The organism is Georgenia sp. X1117 (assembly GCF_057784635.1).
Genome location: NZ_CM173492.1, coordinates 2,839,593 through 2,859,234 on the forward strand (window position 1 = coordinate 2,839,593; position 19,642 = coordinate 2,859,234).

Annotated in this window: 22 protein-coding genes; 12 read left to right on the forward strand and 10 right to left on the reverse strand. The window is 73.3% G+C overall.

All coding sequences use genetic code 11. The annotated features are described in order from the left end of the window. Positions 1-8 precede the first annotated feature (8 nt). From AC3D3D_RS13075 to AC3D3D_RS13105, 7 genes are all read right to left on the reverse strand, one after another. The gene (locus AC3D3D_RS13075) at positions 9-989 is read right to left on the reverse strand and encodes a DUF2332 domain-containing protein (RefSeq protein WP_463663329.1); all 981 of its coding nucleotides are present in this window, start codon (positions 987-989) and stop codon (positions 9-11) included. Positions 990-1,088: 99 nt separating this feature from the next. Continuing rightward, entirely contained in the window at positions 1,089-2,039 is a 951-nt protein-coding gene (locus AC3D3D_RS13080) for an aldo/keto reductase (RefSeq protein ID WP_463663330.1), read from the reverse strand. 103 nt (positions 2,040-2,142) lie between these two features. Continuing rightward, positions 2,143-2,535: a hypothetical protein gene (locus tag AC3D3D_RS13085; RefSeq protein WP_463663331.1), complete on the reverse strand. Its 393-nt coding sequence runs from the start codon at positions 2,533-2,535 to the stop codon at positions 2,143-2,145. Positions 2,536-2,607: 72 nt separating this feature from the next. Further along, positions 2,608-3,279, reverse strand: coding sequence for a TetR/AcrR family transcriptional regulator (locus AC3D3D_RS13090; RefSeq protein ID WP_463663332.1), 672 nt, complete (start codon positions 3,277-3,279; stop codon positions 2,608-2,610). 38 nt (positions 3,280-3,317) lie between these two features. Next, on the reverse strand, positions 3,318-3,923 hold the full coding sequence (locus tag AC3D3D_RS13095; RefSeq protein ID WP_463663333.1) for a TetR/AcrR family transcriptional regulator: 606 nt from the start codon (positions 3,921-3,923) through the stop codon (positions 3,318-3,320). Positions 3,924-3,927: 4 nt separating this feature from the next. After that, positions 3,928-5,562, reverse strand: a complete 1,635-nt coding sequence (locus tag AC3D3D_RS13100; protein ID WP_463663334.1) for a PH domain-containing protein — start codon at positions 5,560-5,562, stop codon at positions 3,928-3,930. After that, on the reverse strand, positions 5,559-6,071 hold the full coding sequence (locus tag AC3D3D_RS13105) for a PH domain-containing protein (protein ID WP_463663335.1): 513 nt from the start codon (positions 6,069-6,071) through the stop codon (positions 5,559-5,561). The genes AC3D3D_RS13100 and AC3D3D_RS13105 overlap by 4 nt, the downstream gene beginning before the upstream one ends. A 198-nt stretch (positions 6,072-6,269) precedes the next feature. On the opposite strand from AC3D3D_RS13105, the gene AC3D3D_RS13110 reads away from it, so the two are divergent. The 10 genes from AC3D3D_RS13110 to AC3D3D_RS13155 all read left to right on the forward strand — a co-directional run bounded on the left by AC3D3D_RS13110 (position 6,270) and on the right by AC3D3D_RS13155 (position 13,181). Further along, positions 6,270-7,496 carry a TadA family conjugal transfer-associated ATPase gene (locus tag AC3D3D_RS13110; RefSeq protein WP_463663336.1) on the forward strand — a complete coding sequence of 409 codons (1,227 nt, stop codon included), beginning with the start codon at positions 6,270-6,272 and terminating at the stop codon, positions 7,494-7,496. Between the two features lie 376 nt (positions 7,497-7,872). Next, a complete protein-coding gene (locus AC3D3D_RS13115; protein WP_488512121.1) occupies positions 7,873-8,967 on the forward strand; it encodes an IS110 family RNA-guided transposase in 1,095 nt (364 codons plus the stop codon). A gap of 14 nt (positions 8,968-8,981) precedes the next feature. Next, positions 8,982-9,284, forward strand: a complete 303-nt coding sequence (locus AC3D3D_RS13120) for a maleylpyruvate isomerase N-terminal domain-containing protein (RefSeq protein ID WP_463662901.1) — start codon at positions 8,982-8,984, stop codon at positions 9,282-9,284. Positions 9,285-9,406: 122 nt separating this feature from the next. Then, a complete protein-coding gene (locus AC3D3D_RS13125; RefSeq protein WP_463662902.1) occupies positions 9,407-9,607 on the forward strand; it encodes a hypothetical protein in 201 nt (66 codons plus the stop codon). Continuing rightward, a complete protein-coding gene (locus AC3D3D_RS13130; RefSeq protein WP_463662903.1) occupies positions 9,598-10,455 on the forward strand; it encodes a type II secretion system F family protein in 858 nt (285 codons plus the stop codon). Before AC3D3D_RS13125 ends, AC3D3D_RS13130 begins: the two co-directional genes overlap by 10 nt. Then, positions 10,452-11,384 carry a type II secretion system F family protein gene (locus AC3D3D_RS13135; protein ID WP_463662904.1) on the forward strand — a complete coding sequence of 311 codons (933 nt, stop codon included), beginning with the start codon at positions 10,452-10,454 and terminating at the stop codon, positions 11,382-11,384. Before AC3D3D_RS13130 ends, AC3D3D_RS13135 begins: the two co-directional genes overlap by 4 nt. A 54-nt stretch (positions 11,385-11,438) precedes the next feature. Further along, entirely contained in the window at positions 11,439-11,636 is a 198-nt protein-coding gene (locus AC3D3D_RS13140) for a hypothetical protein (protein ID WP_463662905.1), read from the forward strand. A 215-nt stretch (positions 11,637-11,851) separates the two neighbouring features. Next, on the forward strand, positions 11,852-12,190 hold the full coding sequence (locus tag AC3D3D_RS13145; RefSeq protein WP_488512123.1) for a TadE family protein: 339 nt from the start codon (positions 11,852-11,854) through the stop codon (positions 12,188-12,190). Between the two features lie 53 nt (positions 12,191-12,243). Next, entirely contained in the window at positions 12,244-12,672 is a 429-nt protein-coding gene (locus AC3D3D_RS13150; RefSeq protein WP_463662906.1) for a pilus assembly protein, read from the forward strand. Then, on the forward strand, positions 12,669-13,181 hold the full coding sequence (locus AC3D3D_RS13155; RefSeq protein WP_463662907.1) for a pilus assembly protein TadG-related protein: 513 nt from the start codon (positions 12,669-12,671) through the stop codon (positions 13,179-13,181). The genes AC3D3D_RS13150 and AC3D3D_RS13155 overlap by 4 nt, the downstream gene beginning before the upstream one ends. Here AC3D3D_RS13155 and AC3D3D_RS13160 read toward each other — a convergent pair. The 3 genes from AC3D3D_RS13160 to AC3D3D_RS13170 form a co-directional block, all read right to left on the reverse strand. After that, on the reverse strand, positions 13,178-14,707 hold the full coding sequence (locus AC3D3D_RS13160) for an HNH endonuclease (protein ID WP_463662908.1): 1,530 nt from the start codon (positions 14,705-14,707) through the stop codon (positions 13,178-13,180). The two genes, AC3D3D_RS13155 and AC3D3D_RS13160, sit on opposite strands and share 4 nt — an antisense overlap. Positions 14,708-15,168: 461 nt before the next feature. After that, the gene (locus AC3D3D_RS13165; RefSeq protein WP_463662909.1) at positions 15,169-16,158 is read right to left on the reverse strand and encodes a GTP pyrophosphokinase; all 990 of its coding nucleotides are present in this window, start codon (positions 16,156-16,158) and stop codon (positions 15,169-15,171) included. After that, positions 16,155-16,556, reverse strand: coding sequence for a Fur family transcriptional regulator (locus AC3D3D_RS13170; protein WP_463662910.1), 402 nt, complete (start codon positions 16,554-16,556; stop codon positions 16,155-16,157). Before AC3D3D_RS13170 ends, AC3D3D_RS13165 begins: the two co-directional genes overlap by 4 nt. Positions 16,557-16,680: 124 nt before the next feature. Between AC3D3D_RS13170 and AC3D3D_RS13175 the strand changes: the two genes are divergently transcribed. Together AC3D3D_RS13175 and AC3D3D_RS13180 are read left to right on the forward strand one after the other, a co-directional pair. After that, complete coding sequence (locus AC3D3D_RS13175; RefSeq protein WP_463662911.1) at positions 16,681-17,523, forward strand: septum formation family protein; 843 nt, start codon at positions 16,681-16,683, stop codon at positions 17,521-17,523. A 294-nt stretch (positions 17,524-17,817) separates the two neighbouring features. Next, positions 17,818-19,641, forward strand: coding sequence for a septum formation family protein (locus AC3D3D_RS13180; protein WP_463662912.1), 1,824 nt, complete (start codon positions 17,818-17,820; stop codon positions 19,639-19,641). Position 19,642 lies beyond the last annotated feature (1 nt).

Sequence of the window (19,642 nt, forward strand, 5' to 3'; positions counted from 1 at the left end):
GGCCGCGCTCAGCGGGGCAGCGCCGTCGCCGAGCGCCCGTGCGGGTCGGTCAGCGCGCGCGGCTCCCCGTCGACGGCGAGCACGAATCGCGCGTCGGCGCCGTCGGGGACCTCCACGGTGTGGACGACGCCGTTGCCCTCGTTGCTCAGCCAGTGCCCCGGCAGGTCGCCGACCAGGTCCGTGAACCGGTCGCGGTCGTCGGCCGAGAGGTAGGCGAGGACGGCGGTGTGGAGCACGACGAGCGTGGCGTCGGCCGGCGCTTCCCGGGCGAGGTCCGGCAGCTGCTCGAGCAGGTCTCCCGCGACGATGCGTGGCGGGTCCCGCCGGGCGAGGTCCAGCGCGGTGCGGAGCCGCGTGCGGCGTTCCTCCTGACCGGGCCAGACCAGCGTCTCCAGCCAGAGGCGGGCGTCGTCGTCGGCGGCATCGACCGGGGCCAGGTCGATGCCGGCCCGCCACACCACCCGGGGCATCGACGTCGGTGGCGCGATCCCGGCGAGCTCGCTCGGGAGGACGACGGGCGACGGGCCGTCGACCGGATCGAGCGCGACCGACCCGGTCCCGGTCGAGTACCGGTAGGAGTAGCGGTCGGGCAGGAGGCACAGGCCCGCGGACGCGCCGACCTCGAGGAGGGCGAGCGGCCCGGGGAGCTCGGCCAGGAACGGCAGCACGACGGCGCAGCGGCCCGCCTCGTTGGTCTGCGTCGCCCGGCCGAGGACGGTGCGCCGGACGTCGTCCCAGCGGCCGGTCAGCGTCGAGCGGAGGGAGGCCACCGAGTCCCCGGCCCCGTGGAACCGGGCGGCCGCCAGCACGAGGTTCGGCTGCCGCTTGCCGCCGGGGAGCGTGGCGATGAGGTCGAGCAGCACGTCGTCGGACGCGATCGCCTCCGCCCACTGCTCGTACACGGCCGAGACGCCGCGCGCCTCGCGCCGGGCGAACAGGCGGTAGCCGTCGGCGACCGGTATCTCGCCGCGGTGGATGGCTGGGTCCATGCGGCCCATCGTGCCTGGTCGTGCGGGAGATGACGACCGAGATCACGTCGGCCCCGGACGAGCGGCGGGCTCGTCCGGGGCCGTGCGCGGTGACGGTCGTCAGGCGGCCCGGGCGGTGGGCGCCGAGACGGCGTCGAGGCGGGAGACCTCGTCGGCGCTCAGCTCGAGCGCGGGCGCAGCCATGATGGCCGGGAGCTGGTCGGGACGGCTCGCCGAGGCGATCGGGGCCGTCACGCCCTTGGCGAGCAGCCAGGCCAGCGCGACGGTCGTCGGCTCCACGCCCCGCGCCTCGGCGATCTCGACGAGCGTGCCCACGACGTCGAAGGTGGCCTCGCCGAGGTAGCCGGAGAGCATGTCCTTGCGCGCGACGGTCTCGATGTCGGCCGCGGAGGTATACTTGCCGGTGAGCAGCCCCGAGGCGAGGGATAAGTAGGGCAGCAGGGCGGCGTCGAACTCGCGGGCGATCGCGCCGTAGCCGTTCTCGACGTCCGCGCGGTGCAGCAGGCTGTACTGCGGCTGGATGGCGACGGGCACGGTCAGTCCCTCGCGGGTGGCGGTCGCGAAGAACTCCCGCATCCGCTCGGGCGAGTGGTTCGACAGGGCGACGTGGCGGACCTTGCCGGAGACCACGAGCTCGTGGGCGGTGCGGACCTGGTCGGCGATCGCGACATCCTCGTCGTCGTAGTGGAAGTAGTAGAGGTCCACGTGGTCGGTCTGCAGGCGGCGCAGGGAGTCCGCCAGCGCGGCGATGACGTTGTCCCGGGACAGGCCGGGCCGCGTGGGCAGCCCGCCGACCTTGGTGGCCACGACGATGTCGTCGCGGTTGCCGCGGGCGGCCATCCACTCGCCGATGATCTCCTCGGAGACCCCGCCGTCGTTGCCCTCGACCCACACGGAGTACAGGTCCGCGGTGTCGATGAAGTTGCCGCCGGCCTCGGCGAAGGCATCCAGCACCGCGAAGGAGGCCTCGCGGTCCGAGGTCCAGCCGAAGGTGTTGGTGCCGAGGTTGACGGGGAAGACGTCGAGCGAGGTACGGGGGAGGGTGGCCATGGACTGCCTTTCGTCGGCGTTGTCGGTGCCGACGGCGCGTCACGGGTGGACGCGCCGTCGGCCGGTACAAGTCCGGTTCCGGCGGAGACATTCCTGGCGCGACTCACCCGGCGACGATGAGCCCCACGCCCGCGCCGATCACCCCCACGACGACGGCGATCCCCCCGGCGGCGATGCACCACCGCATGGCGTTCGGTCGCTGCGGGTCACGGCCGACCACGGACAGGAAGAAGCCGAGCGGCATGAGGATCGCGCCGATGAGCACCCCGCTCGACATCGCCTCGGCCCAGACGGCGACGTCCGCACCGCGCAGGTAGAGGCCGATGACGAGGCCGAGGATGACGAGCATGCCGGCATGGGCGTGGCCGGCCCGGAAGTAGGTGCGCTGGAGCTCGTTGGCGGGCACGCCGCCGCCGACCACGCGCAGCAGGAAGCTCCCGCCGAACGCGATGGTGACGACCGTGAGCAGGACGATCCCGGCGTTGATGTCGGACATGGTCAGTCCTCTCGTTCGTGGGTGAGGTGATGTCGGCGTGGTGGTGCGGGCGGCCGGCTCACGTCGGGCTCCTCATGACGGTGAGCCGTAGAGCATCCCGGTGGCGCGCCGGGCGAGGGCGGAGAGGTCCCGGCCGGTTGCGGGCCGGGCGGTGGAGTCGGGGCTGCCGGCGGCGTCGGGCCGGTCGTCTGTCCCGACCTGCCCCGGGCCGCCGCTCGCGCGGTGGTGGGCGAGAAGGTCGGCGCGATCGAGGTTGCCGGACAGGGCGAGCGTGGTGAGGCCGTGGACGAGGGACCAGCCCGCGACGACGGCCGCGTGCGCGTCCTCGAGCGCCCCGTTGGCAGCGAGCGCGTCGACCCCGCCGCGCAGCTCGGCGAAGGCGCGGCCCGAGGCGCGGGCGAGCTCGGCGTCGTCGAGCAGGAGGTCGGGGGCGAACATGACGGCGAAGTGCGCGGGGTGGGCGGAGCAGTGCTCGACGTAGGCGACCCCGACGTCGAGGAAGCTCCCGCCCTGCTCGCGGGTCGCCACGAGTGCGTCGGCGAGCGCGTCGAAGCCCTCGGTGGCGATGGCGGTCAGCAGGCCGTCGCGCGAGCCGAAGTGGTGGCGCGGGGCGGTGTGCGAGACGCCGATCGTCGCGGCGATGGAGCGCAGCGAGAGCTGCTCCGGGCCGGTGGAGGCGATGACCCGCAGGGCCTCGTCGATGACGGCGCGGCGCAGGTCGCCGTGGTGGTAGCTCGCGTGCATGCCGCGAACTTACCGCAGGAAAGTTGCCGCTGTAAAGATCAGATCGGGTCGGCCGCGAGTCCGCGCAGGAGCGTGGTAGCGACCTCCGGCAGCAGGAGGCTCAGGTCGGCGTCGAGGTCGCGTTGCAGCGCGGTGGTGGGGACGTCGATGACGTGCTCGACGAGCAGGACGGCGACGTCGAGCGGCATCTGCCGCACCGATCCGGCCGCCATGCACCGGTCGAGGATGTCGCGCAGCAGCGCGGTGTCGTCGCCGTCGACGGCGAGGTACACGGGGGTCCCGTCCGCGCCGCGGTGCGAGACGGCGATCTCGGCCCCGGCCGCGATCTCGGCCCGGTGCGAGTCGAGATGGGCGAGGTAGGCCTCGACGTAGGCGCGCAGTCTCGCCGTCGGCTCGTCGTGGCGGGCGGTCGCCGTGGTGAGCGACTCGCCGAGGTCGCCCCACACGTGCTCGAGGACCTGGAGGAGCAGGGCGTCCCGGGTGCCGAAGTAGTAGATGACGGCGCTCTTCGCGACGCCGGCGCGGCGGGCCACCTCGGCGAGCGAGGTGCGGGGGTAGCCGACCTCGTTGACGGTGGTGATCGCCGCGGCGATGATCTGGCGGCGCCGGGCGGCCGCCGTGAAGGTGGGAGGAGAGTCGGTCACGGTGTCATCGTGCCCGCTCGCGGACGACGAGCTCGTCGATCAGGCCGGGCGCGGCAGTGCTGGCGAGCGCGACCGCCTCGCGGGCGGCGACGTCGGGGGCCTCGTACGCGCCCCACCCGCCGGCCGTCATGGCGCTGACCGTGCTCAGCCCGAGCCTGCGCTGCATCAGCGAGCGCCGCACGGCGATCGTGCTCACGGCGTCGCGGCGCAGGGCGGACGTGGTGCGGGTCGCCAGCCCCGAGCGCACGACGAGGTGCTCGCCCGAGATGGCGTGCCCCAGTGCCCGGTAGGCGACGACCGCGCCGAGCAGGCCGACCGCCCAGACCCCGACCGGCAGCCAGCCGACCCACGCGGGGACCACGCCGGAGAGCACCGGTACCGCCACCGCCGCCGCGACGACGGCGGCGAGGCCGGTCGCCCGCAGGGCCCGCTGGAGGAGTGCGGTGCGCGGGTGGCGGCGCAGGGGCGCGTCGAACGGCGACGGGTCGCCGAGCACCTGGCCCGCGACGCGGCGCGCGACGCCGATCGGCCCACGGGGGAGGATCGCGGTGGGCTCGGACGGGTCCCACATGCTCAGGCCGGTGGTGATGATGTTCGTGTCCGCCATGCCGATGAGGCGGCCGAGCAGCGGCTCGCCCATCGACAGGCCCCGCATCCGCGCCTCGTCACGGTTGACCTCGCGGGTGTTGAGCAGACCGCGGCGCGTGCGCAGGAAGGTCGTGCCCTCCGAGCGCACGCGGGCGAGCTCGAAGCGCCAGAAGCTGGTGACGAAGTAGACCGCCATGCCGACGGCCCCGACGACGGCGCCGACGACGACGGCGACCACGATGCGCGCGGGCAGGTCGAGCGAGGACCAGTCGACGAGCCGGCCGCCGATCTGGAGCAGGTCGACGCCGAACGTCAGCGCGAACCAGTACCCGCCCCAGATGACGCCGGCCGCCATGATGAAGGCCCAGACGCTGAACAGGTGGTAGACGACCCACCAGGTGTGGAAGGTCGCGAGGACCTCGACGTCGGGAGGCGGCTCGTCCGTCGCCGTCGCCGGGGTGGTCGCTTCTTCCTCTTCCTCTTCCACGTCCGGGGCGCTCTCGTGGAGCAGTCGTGCCCGCAGCGTCTCGGCGTCGGCGGTGGTGAGCGCGTCGAGGTGGAGCGCCGACTCGCCCGCCGCCGTCTGCTGTCCGGCACCGATCGCCAGCACGCGCAGCCCGGCGAGGCGGTGGTGGAACTTCGCCTCGGTGTCGACGCTGCGGATGCGCTCACGCCGGATCGTTCGATGGCTGCGCACGAGGACGCCCGTCCGGCGTTCGACGTGGGTCGGCGTGACCCGGTACCGCGTGAACGCCCACCGGACCAGGTCGCCGACCGCGCCGAGGATGCCGACGGCCGCGATGGCGAGGAACGGCCACAGGGCGTTCAGCTCGGGCCGGATGCCGAACGCGAGGGCGATCGGCACCGGGAGAGTGGCGACCAGGCTCCGGGCGAGGTCGACCCAGATCACCCGGTAGCTCAGGCGTATCCACGGTTCGCTCGCGCCCGGGGTGGCGTCGTCGTGGTTGACGGCTCCCGGGGTGTCGGTCTCGTGGGTGTCGATCTCCCGGGTGTCGCTCGCGGTGCCCTCGGCGTCGACGTCGCCGCTCATGTGGCATCCCCCTCCGTGAGCTCGGCGGACTTGGCGAGCCGCGTCGAGGCCTCCTCGGCGACGGCTCGGTCGAGCCCCTGGACCTTGACCGCGCCGTAGGACGACGCCGTGGTCACGCGCAGGGTCGAGAGCCCGAGCAGCTGCTCGAGGGGGCCGCGCACGGCGTCGACGGTCTGGATGCGCGACGTCGGGGAGACCCGCCACTCCTGCACGAGCCAGCCGGTGGTGGCGTACACGGCGTGCTCGGTCAGCTCCCACCGGTGCACTCGGAAGCGCCACCAGGGCTCGACGGCGAGCCGCACCGCGAGGACGACGCCGACCGCCACCGTGGGCGCGATCAGCCAGGGCCTGGCGGCCGGCCAGACGACGGACGGCACGACGAGCGCGGCGAGCAGGACGCCCCAGACGACGAGCGCCCGCAGCGCCCATAGCGCCGTCGCCCGCCGGTCGACGCGCAGTGCCGGTCGGCGGACGTCGACTGTCGTGTGGTTCTCGGCGGTGGTGTGCATGGTCCCCCTCGTGTTTGACCGTCCGGTCCAAGTCTAGACCGATCGGTCAAGAGGCTGAAGGGTGAACGCAGCCCGCGTGGGTGTGCACAACCGGGGCGGCGCGTAGCGGGATCGACGAAACTGGCCCCGGGGGAGCCGATCCCCCGTAGGTTCGAGCCGGGGCGGGACGGTCCGCCGGATGAGTTCCTGGGGGGCAGGATGGTCGATCCGTTGGCGCTGCTGGAGTCCGAGGTGCGCGAGCTCGTGCGCCGTCGGGACATCGACCCGGCGCGCGAGCCGGAGGCGACGCGCACGCTGACCGTGGCCGCCGCGACCGAGTTCGAGGAGCGCTCCACGCGTGGGCTCGTGCCGCCGTTGGCGGACATGGATGCCGCCGTCAAGCACGTGATGGACGCCGTCGTGGGCTTCGGACCGCTGCAGGCGCTGCTCGACGACCCCGAGGTCGAGGAGCTGTGGATCAACGAGCCCGGCAAGGTCTTCGCGGCCCGGCACGGGCGGGCGGAGCTGACCACCGTCCTGCTCGACACCCAGCAGGTCCGCGACCTCGTCGAGCGGATGCTGCGCACGAGCGGGCGCCGGCTCGACCTGTCCTCGCCCTTCGTCGACGCCGCGCTGCCGGGTGGCGAGCGGCTGCACGTCGTCATCCCGGTGATCACGCGCGAGCACTGGGCGGTCAACATCCGCAAGTACCTCGTGCGGGCGCGTTCGTTGGACGACCTCGTCCAGCGCGGCTCGCTCACCCGTCATGCCGCGCGCGTGCTCGACGCCTCGGTGCGGGCGGGGCTCAACGTGCTGGTCTCCGGGGCGACGCAGGCGGGCAAGACGACGATGCTGGCCGCGCTGTGCGGGTCGATCCCCGCCAGCCAGCGGGTGGTGACCGTCGAGGAGGTCTTCGAGCTCAACCTGACCAGGCGCGACGTCGTGGCCATGCAGACCCGGCAGCCCAACCTCGAGGGCACGGGCGAGATCCCGCTGCGGCGCCTGGTCAAGGAGTCGCTGCGGATGCGGCCCGACCGGATCATCGTCGGGGAGGTGCGCGAGGCCGAGGCCTTCGACCTGCTCGTGGCCCTCAACGCCGGGCTGCCCGGGGCGGCGACCCTGCACGCGAACTCCGCACGCGAGGCGATCACCAAGCTGTGCACGCTGCCGCTGCTGGCGGGCGAGAACGTCACCTCGGACTTCACCGTGCCGACGGTGGCGACGTCGGTCGACCTCGTCGTCCATCTCGACCTCGACCACGACGGCCGGCGCACCGTGCGCGAGATCGTCCACGTCACCGGCCGGGTCGAGGGTGGGGTGGTGGAGACCTCCCGCCTGTTCGAGCGGGCGGGCGCGCGTCTCGTGCGTGCGAGCGGGCACATCGGGCCCGACCCGCGGTTCGAGCGGGCCGGGGTCGACATCTCCGCGCTCCTCGCCGAGTCGTGACGACGACCTGAGAGAGGCGGCGCGGGGCACGACGCCGCAGTCGTGACGACGACCTGAGAGGGACGGCGGGGGGCGATCCGGGCGTGGACTCCGTCGGCACCTCTTGCCAGCACGGGGAGCGCTCTCTAGCGTCGCGGTCAGTGTGAGGCTTGGTGGTGCCGCGGATGTCGCGGTGGTTGGATCCTTTCCATCCGGTGATTGGCTCCTAGCCTTGCTGCCACTCCTGGCTGAGTTGGCCTGCATGCGTATTGCCGTCGCCGGATGGGAAGGACCGGCCGGCGTGACTTGATAGGAGCGTGCAGCTGCCCCACTGAGGTTTGTCCGCCGACCGGCCCGACCGTTCGACCCCCACTCGGATTCAAGGGAGGCAGTCACCATGGTGGTGCTGATCGGCGCGGACGTCCACAAGAAGTCACACACCTTCGTCGCGGTCGACGCGGCGGGTAAGCAGATCGGGCAGGTCACGGTCCACGCGACCCACAGCGGTCATGAGAAGGCCTACCGATGGGCCCAGAAGAGTTTTATCGAGCAGGACCGCCGGTGGGGGCTGGAGGACTGCCGCCACCTCACCGGCCTGCTCGAACGCGACCTCCTCGCTCACGGAGAGCCAGTGGTCAGAGTGCCGGCAAAGCTGATGGCCCGCCAACGCGCCACCGCGCGCACCCGTGGGAAGTCCGACCCCATCGACGCTCTCGCCGTCGCGCGGGCGATGGCTCGCGAAGAGGATCTGCCGACCGCGTCCACCGATGAGCAGGCACGAGAGGTCAAGCTCATCCTGGCCCGCCGGGAGGACCTGGTCGCGGAGCGGACCCGGGTGATCAACCGCCTGCGCTGGCACCTGCACGAGCTCGATCCCGAGGTCGACCCACAACCACGCGCGCTGATCCATCGGCCGGCCCAGGCACGGGTGCGGGAGGTGATCGAAGCCAGCGAAGGAATCGTCGCGGAGATCGCGGGCATGGTCCTGGCCGATCTCGAACGGCTCTGCCACTTGATCAGCGAGCTCGACACGCGGTTGCGGGCCATGGTCCGAGAGGTCGAGCCGGTGCTGCTGGAGATCCCCGGCTGCGCAGACCTGTCGGCCGCGAAGATCATCGCCGAGACCGCCGGGATCACACGATTCGCGAACGAGGGGAAGTACGCGATGTTCGCCGGCTGCGCCCCGATCCCGGTCTGGTCGGGCAAGACAGAAGGTCGAGTCCGCCTCAACCGTGGCGGGAACCGGCAGCTGAACTGCGCGATCCACCGCATCGCCATCACCCAGATCCGCCTCGAGGGACCAGGCAAGGACTACTACGAACGCCTCCGCGAACAGGGCAAGACCGTCATGGAAGCCCTCCGCTGCCTCAAGAACGCCATCGCCCGCCGCATCTGGCGCACCCTCACCCGAGCCCACCGGCAACGCGCCCTCACTCCCCCTCCGATCCCCCTGACCCCCACCTCAACGACTTGCGTCCAGCAAGCCGCTTGACATAGGAGATACGCATGGCACGCGCCCTGCGCTTCGACCCGACGGATCTGCGACGTGTCTACGCCGAGATCGGCGAGGTGGTGTGCAGCCTCGTCGAGACGGTCGGCCCGTACGCGTGGGACGGGCCCGGTCTTGGCGGCTGGACCGTGCGCAACCTCGTCGGGCACACCGGTCGCTCCTTCGTCACCGTGACGACCTACCTGAGCGCCGGCGCCGGTCAGGCACCCACCCTGCACCACCCGCTCGACTACGCCCAGGCCTACCGGGCGGTCGCCGCCGATCCGTCGGGCGTCGAGGAACGCATCTCGGTCGTGTAGCGACCCACGCCGGGTCGGGATCGACGTCGTGCAGGGAGCCGAGTCGGGCCGGATCGTCCCGTGCCGCGAGAACGCCTGTGGAAACAGCGCCACGGCGCCGCGCGCTCGCCTACGCTCCAACAGTGTCCGCGGACACATCGACCACGACCCTGGGGGGCGGGATGGCCGACACCACGTCGCTGCACCGGCGCGCGCTCGAGCACGACTGCTCGGGCGTCGTCGCGATCCGGGCGTTCCCGCGCGACGCGGCGGGCGCGGTCGCGGTGCGGGCGTTCGGGCGCGGCGCAGCGCGCGCCTCGCGGACGGGCGCGTCGTGGGGGTGATCGCGGGGCTCCTGCTGGGAGCCGGACTGTGCCTGGTGTGGTTCTCCTTCTTCGAGGCCGGCCCGCGCACCTCCCGCGTGGCCACGCGGCTCGACCGGATCCAGGACGTCCTGACCCGATCGGGCTCGCCGTCGGTCAGCCCGGGCTCCTTCCTGGCCGTCTCGGTGGTGCTCGGTCTGGCCGTGCTGGTCCTCGTGCTGGCGCTGACGGGGGCGGGTCCTGTCGCCGTCGCCTTCGGGGTGATCGCCGCCGGCGTGCCGTGGCTCGTCGTCACGGCGCGGGCCCGCAGCCGCAGCACCCAGCTGCGCGACGTGTGGCCCGACGTCATCGACGCCCTCGTCTCCGCCGTGCGCGCCGGTCGTTCGCTGCCCGAGGCGGTCGGCACCCTCGCCGAGCGTGGGCCCGAGGCCGTCCGACCCGAGTTCCGGCGGTTCGTGGCCGACCACCGCGCCACGGGCAACCTCGTCGAGTCGCTGGACCGGCTCAAGGCCCGGCTGGCGGACCCGGTCGCGGACCGGATCGTCGAGGCGCTCAAGCTCACCCGGGACGTCGGCGGCTCGGACCTCACCCGCCTCCTGCGGGCGCTGGCCCACATGCTGCGCGAGGACCAGCGCACGCGTGGTGAGCTCGAGGCCCGGCAGAGCTGGACCGTCAACGGCGCGCGGCTCGCCGTCGCGGCACCCTGGGCGGTCCTCGCCCTGCTGGCCGCACGGCCCGAGGCTGCGCAGGCCTACTCGACGTCGACCGGTGCTGCGGTCGTGGCCGCGGGCGCGGCGACCTCGGCACTGGCCTACTGGCTGATGCTCCGGCTCGGCCGGCTGCCTGACGAGGCGCGGGTGCTGCGATGAACCTGACCGTGTACGGCGGGATCGCCGGCCTCCTGCTCGCCGCCGGGGTGTGGGTCATCGTGGCCCGGCTGGGCGCCAGGCGCCCACGCCTGGCCGACCGCCTCGCGCCATACCTGGTGGAGCGGCCCACCTCGTCACGGCTGCTGGCCGAGGCCCCGGCACGCACGCCGTTCACCGTGGTCGAGCGGCTCGTGGCGCCGCTGATCGACGACGTCGTGCCGATGCTGGAGAAGCTCGGCTCGACCACGACGACGGTACGCAAGCGGCTGTCCGAGTCCGGCTCGGCGACGACGGTGGCGCAGTTCCGCACCGAGCAGATGGTCTGGGGCGTCATCGGGCTGGCCGCGGGGCTCGTCGTGGCACTCACCCTCGGTGCCGTGCGGGACGCGCCGGTGCCCATCCTGCTGCTCGGGGTGGTCCTGTTCGGGGTCAGCGGCGCGGTGCTGCGGGACACGCACCTGACCAAGCAGGTGACCAGACGTCGCGAACGGCTGGCCGCCGAGCTGCCGGACATCGCCGAGCTCCTCGCGCTGTCCGTCGGAGCGGGGGAGGGCCTGGTGCCCGCGCTCGAGCGCGTCCAGCAGGTGGCGCGCGGCGCGGTCGCCGAGGAGCTGCGGACCACGCTCGCGGAGACCCGCTCGGGCGTGCCGATGGTGGTCGCGCTCGAGCAGCTGGCCGCACGGACCGGGTCGCCGTCGCTGAGCCGGTTCGCCGACGCGCTCGCCGGCGCTGTCGAGCGGGGTACCCCGCTCGCCGAGGTGCTGCGCGCCCAGGCGCAGGACGCGCGGGAGACCACGCGGCGCGAGCTCATGGAGCTCGCCGGCAAGAAAGAGGTCGCGATGATGGCTCCGGTTGTCTTTCTGATTTTGCCCACCACAGTCATGTTTGCCCTGTTCCCGGGCCTGGCCGCACTGCGGATGGGCCTATGAGCCACGTGCGGGCACCCCAGCTCACGACCGACACCACCCCGAGAGGCGACCGAGATGAACCCCCTGCTGCTCCTGCTGACCTGGCTCGGCGAGAAGATGCGCGACGACGACACCGAACGCGGCGACGTGCCGGGCTGGGTCATGGTCACGTTGATGACCGCCGGCCTGGTCATCATCATCTGGGCCATCGCCGAGACCCAGCTCGGCGCGCTGTTCCAGACGGCGATCGATCGGGTGCTCGGCCGGGGCTGACCGGTCCGCTGGGCGTCGACCCGCGGGGCGCCCGACCGCGGAGTTCCGTCCGGCGGGTCGCCGGCCCGAGGGGCGCCGGACCGCGGAGTGACTCCCCGCGAGGTGCCCGCCCGCAAGTTGCCGCACCGCGGCGCGGGTGTGCGCGAGACGGTACCGAGCGCGCGACACGATCGTGCCGTGATGCCGAGGCCGGGTCGGCGATCGTCGACTTCGTCATGGTCTCGGGCCTGCTCCTCGTGTTCGTGGCCGCCGTCCTCCAGCTCGCGCTGGTCCTGCACGTGCGCAACACGCTCATCGACTCCGCCTCCGAGGGCGCCCGCCACGGCGCGCTGCTCGGCTCGAGCCCGGAGCGGGGCGCCGCACGTACGGAGGAGCTCATCCGTGCCGGGCTCGCCGACTCCTTCGCCGAGGACGTCTCGGCGCGCATCGTCACCTCCGGTGGTGTGCCGCTGGTCGAGGTGAGCGTGACCGCACCCTTCCCCGTGATCGGTCTGCTGGGTCTGGGCGGGGACATCGAGGTCGAGGGGCACGCCGCACTCGAGGTCGAGCCGTGAGCCCCACCGCGCCGTTGGACGGCCGCCGGCGTCGGGGCGCGAGAGACCCCGCCATGGATCCCGAGGCGGGCAGCGCCATCGTGGAGTACCTGGGCGTCGCACTGCTGCTCCTCCTCCCGCTCATCTATCTCGTGGTGGCGGTGAGCCGGATCCAGGCGGCGTCCTTCGCCGCCGAGGGGGCCGCGCGCGAGGCGGGCCGGATCATCGCCCAGGCCGAGGACGCGACGGCCGCAGCCGGCCCGGCGGGCATGGCCGTCGAGCTGGCCTTCGCCGACCAGGGGTTCGAGGTCGACGGGGCGCAGAGCCTGTCGCTGTCCTGCTCGGCCGATCCGTGCCACACGCCGGGGGCGAGGATCGACGTCCAGGTCAGCGCGGTCGTCGCTCTCCCGCTCCTGCCGGAGTCGATCGGCAGCGTGCCGACCAGCATGGACGTCGAGGCGCGACACCTGGTCGTCGTCGAGGACCACCGGGGCACCGGGTGAGCGCCTGGCGTGCCGGCGGGGCCGGCGGGGACGGCCGAGACGGCCGAGACGGCCGGGACGACCCGGAGTCGGGCCAGATCATGGTGCTCGGCATCGGGTTCGTCGTGGTGCTCGTGGCCCTCGTGCTCGTCATCACCGCGGTCTCCGCCGTGCACATCGACCGCAAGAGGGCCCTGGGAGTGGCGGACGCCGCGGCCGCCGCCGCTGCGGACGCCGTGGTCGAGGAGGCCTTCTACGCCGAGGGGCGCGAGACGCTGCTGACCGACGAGATGGTGGTCCAGGCCGCCTCGGAGTACCTCGCTCAGGTCGACGTCTCCACGCAGGGCGGGATCCGATCCGTGGCGCTCGCCGAACCGACCGGTACCCCCGACGGTGCCACGGCGGTCGTCACCCTCGTGGCCGTGATCGAACCGCCCGTCGTGCCGGCGATCGTCTCCCAGGCGGTCGGGCCGATCGAGGTGACGGTGACCGGGCGTGCGCAGGCGTTCGACCGCACCCCTGTGCCCTAGCCCGGCGGGCACGGGGTACTCCCGCCGGTCTCGTCACCGGGGTGTGGTGCCTCGCGTCCGCCGGGGTCGCCTTCCGCACCCGCGGGATCGACGAGGCCTGCGGCGTCGCGCATGCGCGTGCCGTCCCTCGTGCCGGGGTCCTCTGGTCCGTCTCTTCCCCCTGCTTCGTCTGGTGGGCGCGCGGTGCGGCGGGCGACGCGTTCGACGAGTGCGTCGTACCGCTCGGGTGTCATCGGGGGTGGAAGTGGTCGGATCTGGTAGGGCAGTGGTGAGCGGGGGATCAGGTAGCGGTGCCCGGTCGGCGTGTAGACGTCGATGCGGCCGCCTCCGATCTCGTCCCCGACCTCGGGGCCCCCGCCGGGTTCGGCATCGCCCCGGCGTGTGGCGTCGCGCCCGCGTCCATCCCGGCTGCCGTCGGTGTCGCTGGTCTGGGTGGCTGGCGCGTGCCGCCATCCGGGGTGTTCCTTGAGGTAGTTGCAGCTCGCGCACAGCCCGGAGGCGTTGGCGGCGCTGGTCGCGCCACCGTCGGCGTGGGGGATGGTGTGGTCGACGTGCTGGATCGGTGCGTTGCAGTACAGCCCCCGGCAGACGTCGTCCCGCAGGAGGATCAGCTCGCGCAGCCTCCCCGTGAACTCGCGTGCGCGTGACTCGGTCGACACCATCCCGCCAGATGCGGGGTCGGTCCACAACCGGCGGAACCAGACCTGGCCGGCATCACGGACCTGCTCCCGCGCGACCGCGGCGGACAGCGGCCCCTGGCCGGGCACCCATGCGGGCTCGTCGGAGCCGGCGAGGGTGCGGTCGGTCATGACGATCGTCAGGTCGACGTCGGGCGGCTGCGTGGCCGGCGTGCCGGTGAGCTGTTCGACGAGCAGGTCTGCCGCGGTCTGCGACACCGTGCGTCCCGGCGCCTCGCCGGCGTTGACCAGCGTGGCGGCCTGTTTCGTCAGGGTGGCGTGGACCCGCACGGCGTCGGTCATCGGTAGGTAGGCGCTGAGGTAGGCCATCTGGCCGGCGGCCGGACGGACCGAGACCCGACGCTGCCGCTTCTCGCGGGTGTGCCGGGACCGTGCGGCCTCGTCGTCGAGGGCGAGGGTGTGCTTGCGCGCCTGGCGTCGGACCTGGGCATCCCCCCAGGTGGGGAGGTCCTCGGCGATCGCGGCGTCGACCCGTCGGCGGTCCTCGGCGGGCAGGCAGGCCGTCTCCTGGGCGATGATCGTCGCGCGCCACTCGGTGACCTGGCCCTGCTCCATGAGCTCGAGGGTGCGGGGGAGCTCGTGGACCAGGGCCTTGGCCAGGCCCAGGTGACGTGATCCGCGGGCGGGGGAGTCCATCCGTGCCAGTGCCACCTCGGCGGCCAGGCCTCGGCCCCTCTCCTCGCGTGGTATGCCGCGATCTATCTCGTCGTCCTCGCGCATGTGGGCGAGATCGGTGGTCGCGACGGCCTGCGCGGCCGCTGCGGCGGCCGTCAACTCTCCCAGGGCTCGGATCTGATCGATCGCCTCGGCCTGAGAGCTGCGCTTCATCGCGCTCAGCGACAGAGTGAACTGGCGAAGGTCAGCCGCGTCGGGCCAGGACGCGTGGGCAGAAGGGACGACGGCCAGGCGTGGGGGAGCGGGGATACCGCGGTCCCGCGACGGCGGATCGGCCTCGGCCAACGACACGTCCCCCACCCCCTCCCATTCGCTGCTCGAACGTCTGTTCGACGTGTTGAATCTACGGGCCCGCAGGGGTGGGCGCAAGACCTTCGGCAACATCTGTGGACGGCCCTGACCTGGGCATGCATGTGGAAACTTCGTGGCTGGGGACGTGCGAAGGGGATGCTTGCGGTGCCCTGCCGGGTGGCGGGAGAAGAGTCGGCTCGTCGTCACTCCTGGTCCGACTGCCTGGTTTGGTCGTCGGCCCAGTTACCCGGCGCGCCGTCAGACCGGTTGTCTGGCTACCCGCCGCGTCGTCGGCCCGACTACCCGCCGCGCCACCGACCCGGCTACCCCGCTACGCCCTCGGCCCACTCCGTCCCGCCACGCGCGTCGGCGGGCGCGGGTCTGATCTCGTCACGCATCTGCTCCATCCGCTCGTCGAGCTCCGCGGCGACCGCGGCGGCGGCGTCGAGCTGGTCGCGCAGGCGCGGGGGGAGGTTCGTGTCGAACTTGTAGGAGAGCTTGTGTTCCGTCGAGGCCCAGAAGTCCATCGCGATGGTGCGGATCTGCAGCTCGACCGGGATGTGCTCGGTCGACGACGACAGGAACACCGGCACCTGGACGATGAGGTGCAGCGACCGGTAACCGTTCGCCTTCGGCTCCTTGATGTAGTCCTTGACCTGCAGGACCTCGAGGTCGGGCTGGCGGGCGAGCATCCGCGCGATCCAGTACACGTCGGAGATGAAGCTGCAGGTGATCCGGATGCCGGCGATGTCCCGGATCGTCTCCCGGATCGCCGGGATCGTCAGCTCGTCGCAGGTGCGCACGGCCTTGCGCAGCAGGCTCTCCGGCGACTTCAACCGCGTGCGCACGTGCTCGATGGGGCTGTAGTCGTGGACCTGCTCGAACTCCTTACGCAGGATGTTGATCTTCGTCTGCACCTCCTCGATGCCCGCCTGGTAGTGCATCCGCAGGTGGGAGAAGCCCTCGAAGGACGTGCGGAGCTGCTGCGCGATCTCGACCAGGTCCACGGGGCCCTCGAAGCTGCGCTGCCGGGTGGCGACCAGCTCACGCAGCCGCATGTCGCCCTTGGGGTCGATCGGGAGGTCGAGCAGGGACCGGGGCGGCGTCGCCCCGTTCGTCGAACCGGGAGCCACCCCGTTCGTCCGACCGGTACCGACGCCGTCCGACGCAGCCGCCGGTGCACCGTCGAGACCGCCGGCAACCACGCCGTCGGCCCCACCGGCAACCACGCCGTCGGCCCCGCCGTCGCGCGGCGCACCGTCGGACCCGCCGGCAGTCGCGCCGTCGGCCCCCGCACCGATCTCCGGGGTCATCGGTCGGACCGGTCCTTCTCGCGGCAGCTACGGCACCGGCCGTAGATGTCGACGACGTGGCGTACCGGCTCGAAGCCGTGCCTCTCGATGATCTCGGTCATCCACGACTCGTCGGGCGGCGAGAAGTCCACCGTCGCGCCGCACGACTCGCACACGAGGTGGTGGTGGTGCCCGACCTCGCAGGCGCGGAAGAGGGTCTCGCCCTCGGAGGTCTGCAGGGCATCCACCTCGCCGGCGGAGACGAGACGGTTGAGGACCCGGTAGACGGTGGCAAGACCGACCTGCTGATCGGAGTCCTGCATCCGACGGTGCAGCTCCTGCGCGCTGACGAAGGACGTGTCGGCGCCGAGGGCCTCCTCGACCGCGGTCTGCTGCCAGGTCCGGCGTCGTGCGCTCATCGAACCATCATCCTTCATCGCGCGCGGTTCAGCAGTGTGCGCCGCCACGCCTCGGCGCGGGTGCGGACACCCCTCCCCGTACCGTCCGGGCACCGCGGGTGAGACGGGTCGCTACGGTGACCCCGTGAGCCAGTGGAGTGCGCAGAGCCCGGGGAGCGGTCCCGGAGGGTCGTGGGGGAGCGGAGCGCCCACGGGGCAGCCCGCGTACGGCGTGCCGGCGTCGGACCCGTGGGGCTCGACGCCGCAGCCCGGCTACGGCGGTCCTGGCACCCCGGGCGGTCCCTCCGGCCCTGGTGGCCCGGGTGGGAACGGTGACGGCCCCGGCGGCGGCAAGGCCGTCCTCATCGTGGTCGCCATCACCGTCGTGCTGCTCGTGGCGCTGGTCGTCACCGGCTTCTTCATCTACCGCAGCTACAGCTCGGACTCGACGGAACCGCGGACGTCGACTCCCTCACCGGCTCCGTCGACCACGACGGAGCCCTCTCCCACGACCGAGCCGCCGACCACGACCGAGCCGCCCACCACCACGGAGCCGCCCACCACCACCGAGCCCCCCGAGGCCGGGGAGGGCGTCTCGGCGTCGGGTCCCACCACGGTCTTCGAGCTCGAGGTCGGCAACTGCGTGACCTTCGAGGACTGCTCGAGCCAGTCGAACGAGCTCGTCCTCACCCCCTGCGACCAGCCGCACCACCTGGAGTTCTACCACCTGTTCGACGTCGAGGACCGGGCGGAGTACCCCGGGACGGCGGCGATGAACGAGGAGGCGCAGGCCGGGTGCGAGGCGGCCTGGGACGCGCTCCCCACGCCGAACATCGACCTGACCCAGATCCGGCTCTCGACCCTCTCGCCGTCCGAGGGGACGTGGGCCCAGGGCGATCGCGAGGTGCTCTGCCTGGCCCGGAGCGTCGAGGAGGGCGACGCGCTCCAGGGCAACTTCCAGGACGCCTCGGCGATGCTCCTCGACTGAGCCGGCGCCGTTCGCCCGCCGCCCGCAGCGGGGATGGGGAGAGCGACCCATGGGGGCGACGTCGGCCGCGGCCGATGACTATCTATCGTCCTTCCAGAGTCCCCACGCTCGTCGGTACGGCAGCGAGACGCCGATGCGTCTGCCGTGCCGGGGCCGCCCGGGACGCCCCACCACCGGCACAGATCTCGCGAGGGACGCACCACGAACAACGACCACCCCGCAGGCTCCGACGACGTCCCCGTCGTCCGGGCCGACGTCCCACTGCCGCCTGGAGGCGGCTGGCCGACGTACCGCGTGCGGCACGACGACGGGGCGCAGCAGCGACCCCTCGCGACGTCGCCGGAGGACGCCGTACCGCAGGGGCAGGCCGGCGCGACGGACCAGATGGAGCCGCAGGGGCAGGCCGGCGAGTCGGACGGGGAGCGGCCGCAGGGACAGGCCGCGACGCCGGAGCAGGCGGTGCCGCAGGGATCGGGCACCGGGGGAGCGGGCGCCCCGCGTGACCGGTTCGCCCCGACGGCGGACAGCCCGCCGTCCGCGCCGCCCTCGGCCCTCGACCAGCAGGGTCCCGGCGCCCGCCCTCGTCCCCGCCCCGGGACGGCCCGTCCGGCCCCGGCCGCAGTCCGTGTGCGCGAGGCCGCAGCCCGCGGCGCAGCGGCCTCCGCCCGCCCGGCGGGTACGCCGGGCCACGACGTCGGCCGGTCGCCGGCTGGTGCGGTCGCCGCCGGGTCGCCGGCCCGCCCCGGGACGTCCCCCGGCTCAGCCACGACCAGCCCCGGCGGCAGCCCTAGCCCGACGGGCGCCTCCACCCCCGGCGGCGCCATCAGCCCGATCGGCGCCCCCACGCACGGCAGCAGCTCCAGCCCGAGCGGCGCCGCCAACCCCGGCGCGACCGCGTCGAGCACGAACGGCCCCACCACCGCCCGCCGCGCGCTCCCGCGCACCGTCTTCCACGGCATCCAGGCCCGTTCCGCGCATTCGCGTCCCGACCAGGCCCGCCCGACGGCGCTGCCCGCCTCGGTGGAGATCGTCGACCCGGGCGGCGAGCAGGATCACGGCGACACCAGGCGGAGGGGCTTCGGCTCGGCCATCGGCCTGCCGCTGGCCTCGGACCACGTCGGCGACCGGACCAGCGTGTCCGGCACCCTGTCCGAGGACGGTGCGACCGACGTCGCCTCGCATGGCGCGCGCACCTCCTCCGCCTCCGGCCCCGACGCCGACCACCCGGTCCGTGCCGGTGCCGCCGCGACGACAGGAGCGGGGCGTGGCGCGGACCGGCCCGGGGCTCCGCCCGCAGCCCCCGTCGCTCCTCGCGGACGCCGGCCGGGGCACCGCATGCGCCGGGTGCTCGCGGCCGCGGCCGCCGTCGTCGTCCTGGGCGTCGGCGCGGTCACCGTCAGCACGCTCGGGGGCAGCGACCAGGGGGGCAACCTCGCCTCGACGCGTGACGCCGACCGGGAGGGCGTCGAGCCCACGCGGGAGACCGGTCCCGACGTCGAGGTGCCGGGCACGCCCGACGGTGAGACGCCCGGGGCGCCCGGCGCCACCCCGGACACCACGCCGGACTCCGAGAACGAGGCCCTGCCCGACGCGCCGACGACCGCACCCGAGGAGGACCGGCCCGGCAGGGGTGACGCCGACTCGTCGACGGACGAGGAAGGGACGTCCCCGTCGGACGGCTTCACCTCGGGGCTGCAGGGCGCGCGGATGGCGCAGCTGGCACGGCCCGAGCTGGTGGGCACCCAGGGGCTCGCGGTCGGCGACTGCCTGACCCGCGATGGCTTCGAGACGCGCACGCAGGACGTGGAGCTCGTGCCCTGCGAGGGGCGCTCGCAGGTGCAGGTCGTCGACGAGGTCGAGCTGGAGATGGTCCCCTACCCGGGTTCTGCCGAGCTGCTCCCGCTCGCCTGGGAGGCTTGCGCACAGGCCGTCGACGACGATCCGCCCCCGGGGGTGGACCCGGAGCAGGACCTCGTCCTCTCGGCGGTCGTGCCGGACCGCGAGCAGTACGAGTCCGGCGACCGCACGGCGCTGTGCGTGGTCGTCACCTCCGAGGAGGACGCGTGGATGACCGGTCCGCTGCTCGAGGCGGGCCCGGACGCGGGCCCCGGTGGCTAGT

Excerpts from the sequence above, each read along its gene's own strand:
- AC3D3D_RS13170 (WP_463662910.1), bottom strand. The coding sequence starts at position 16,556 with ATGAGCGCACGACGCCGGACCTGGCAGCAGACCGCGGTCGAGGAGGCC.
- AC3D3D_RS13110 (WP_463663336.1), top strand. The coding sequence starts at position 6,270 with ATGGTCGATCCGTTGGCGCTGCTGGAGTCCGAGGTGCGCGAGCTCGTG.
- AC3D3D_RS13140 (WP_463662905.1), top strand. The coding sequence starts at position 11,439 with ATGAACCCCCTGCTGCTCCTGCTGACCTGGCTCGGCGAGAAGATGCGC.
- AC3D3D_RS13165 (WP_463662909.1), bottom strand. The coding sequence starts at position 16,158 with ATGACCCCGGAGATCGGTGCGGGGGCCGACGGCGCGACTGCCGGCGGG.
- AC3D3D_RS13090 (WP_463663332.1), bottom strand. The coding sequence starts at position 3,279 with ATGCACGCGAGCTACCACCACGGCGACCTGCGCCGCGCCGTCATCGAC.
- AC3D3D_RS13160 (WP_463662908.1), bottom strand. The coding sequence starts at position 14,707 with ATGAAGCGCAGCTCTCAGGCCGAGGCGATCGATCAGATCCGAGCCCTG.
- AC3D3D_RS13120 (WP_463662901.1), top strand. The coding sequence starts at position 8,982 with ATGGCACGCGCCCTGCGCTTCGACCCGACGGATCTGCGACGTGTCTAC.
- AC3D3D_RS13145 (WP_488512123.1), top strand. The coding sequence starts at position 11,852 with ATGGTCTCGGGCCTGCTCCTCGTGTTCGTGGCCGCCGTCCTCCAGCTC.
- AC3D3D_RS13135 (WP_463662904.1), top strand. The coding sequence starts at position 10,452 with ATGAACCTGACCGTGTACGGCGGGATCGCCGGCCTCCTGCTCGCCGCC.
- AC3D3D_RS13115 (WP_488512121.1), top strand. The coding sequence starts at position 7,873 with ATGGTGGTGCTGATCGGCGCGGACGTCCACAAGAAGTCACACACCTTC.
- AC3D3D_RS13085 (WP_463663331.1), bottom strand. The coding sequence starts at position 2,535 with ATGTCCGACATCAACGCCGGGATCGTCCTGCTCACGGTCGTCACCATC.
- AC3D3D_RS13105 (WP_463663335.1), bottom strand. The coding sequence starts at position 6,071 with ATGCACACCACCGCCGAGAACCACACGACAGTCGACGTCCGCCGACCG.
- AC3D3D_RS13075 (WP_463663329.1), bottom strand. The coding sequence starts at position 989 with ATGGACCCAGCCATCCACCGCGGCGAGATACCGGTCGCCGACGGCTAC.
- AC3D3D_RS13100 (WP_463663334.1), bottom strand. The coding sequence starts at position 5,562 with ATGAGCGGCGACGTCGACGCCGAGGGCACCGCGAGCGACACCCGGGAG.
- AC3D3D_RS13080 (WP_463663330.1), bottom strand. The coding sequence starts at position 2,039 with ATGGCCACCCTCCCCCGTACCTCGCTCGACGTCTTCCCCGTCAACCTC.
- AC3D3D_RS13150 (WP_463662906.1), top strand. The coding sequence starts at position 12,244 with ATGGATCCCGAGGCGGGCAGCGCCATCGTGGAGTACCTGGGCGTCGCA.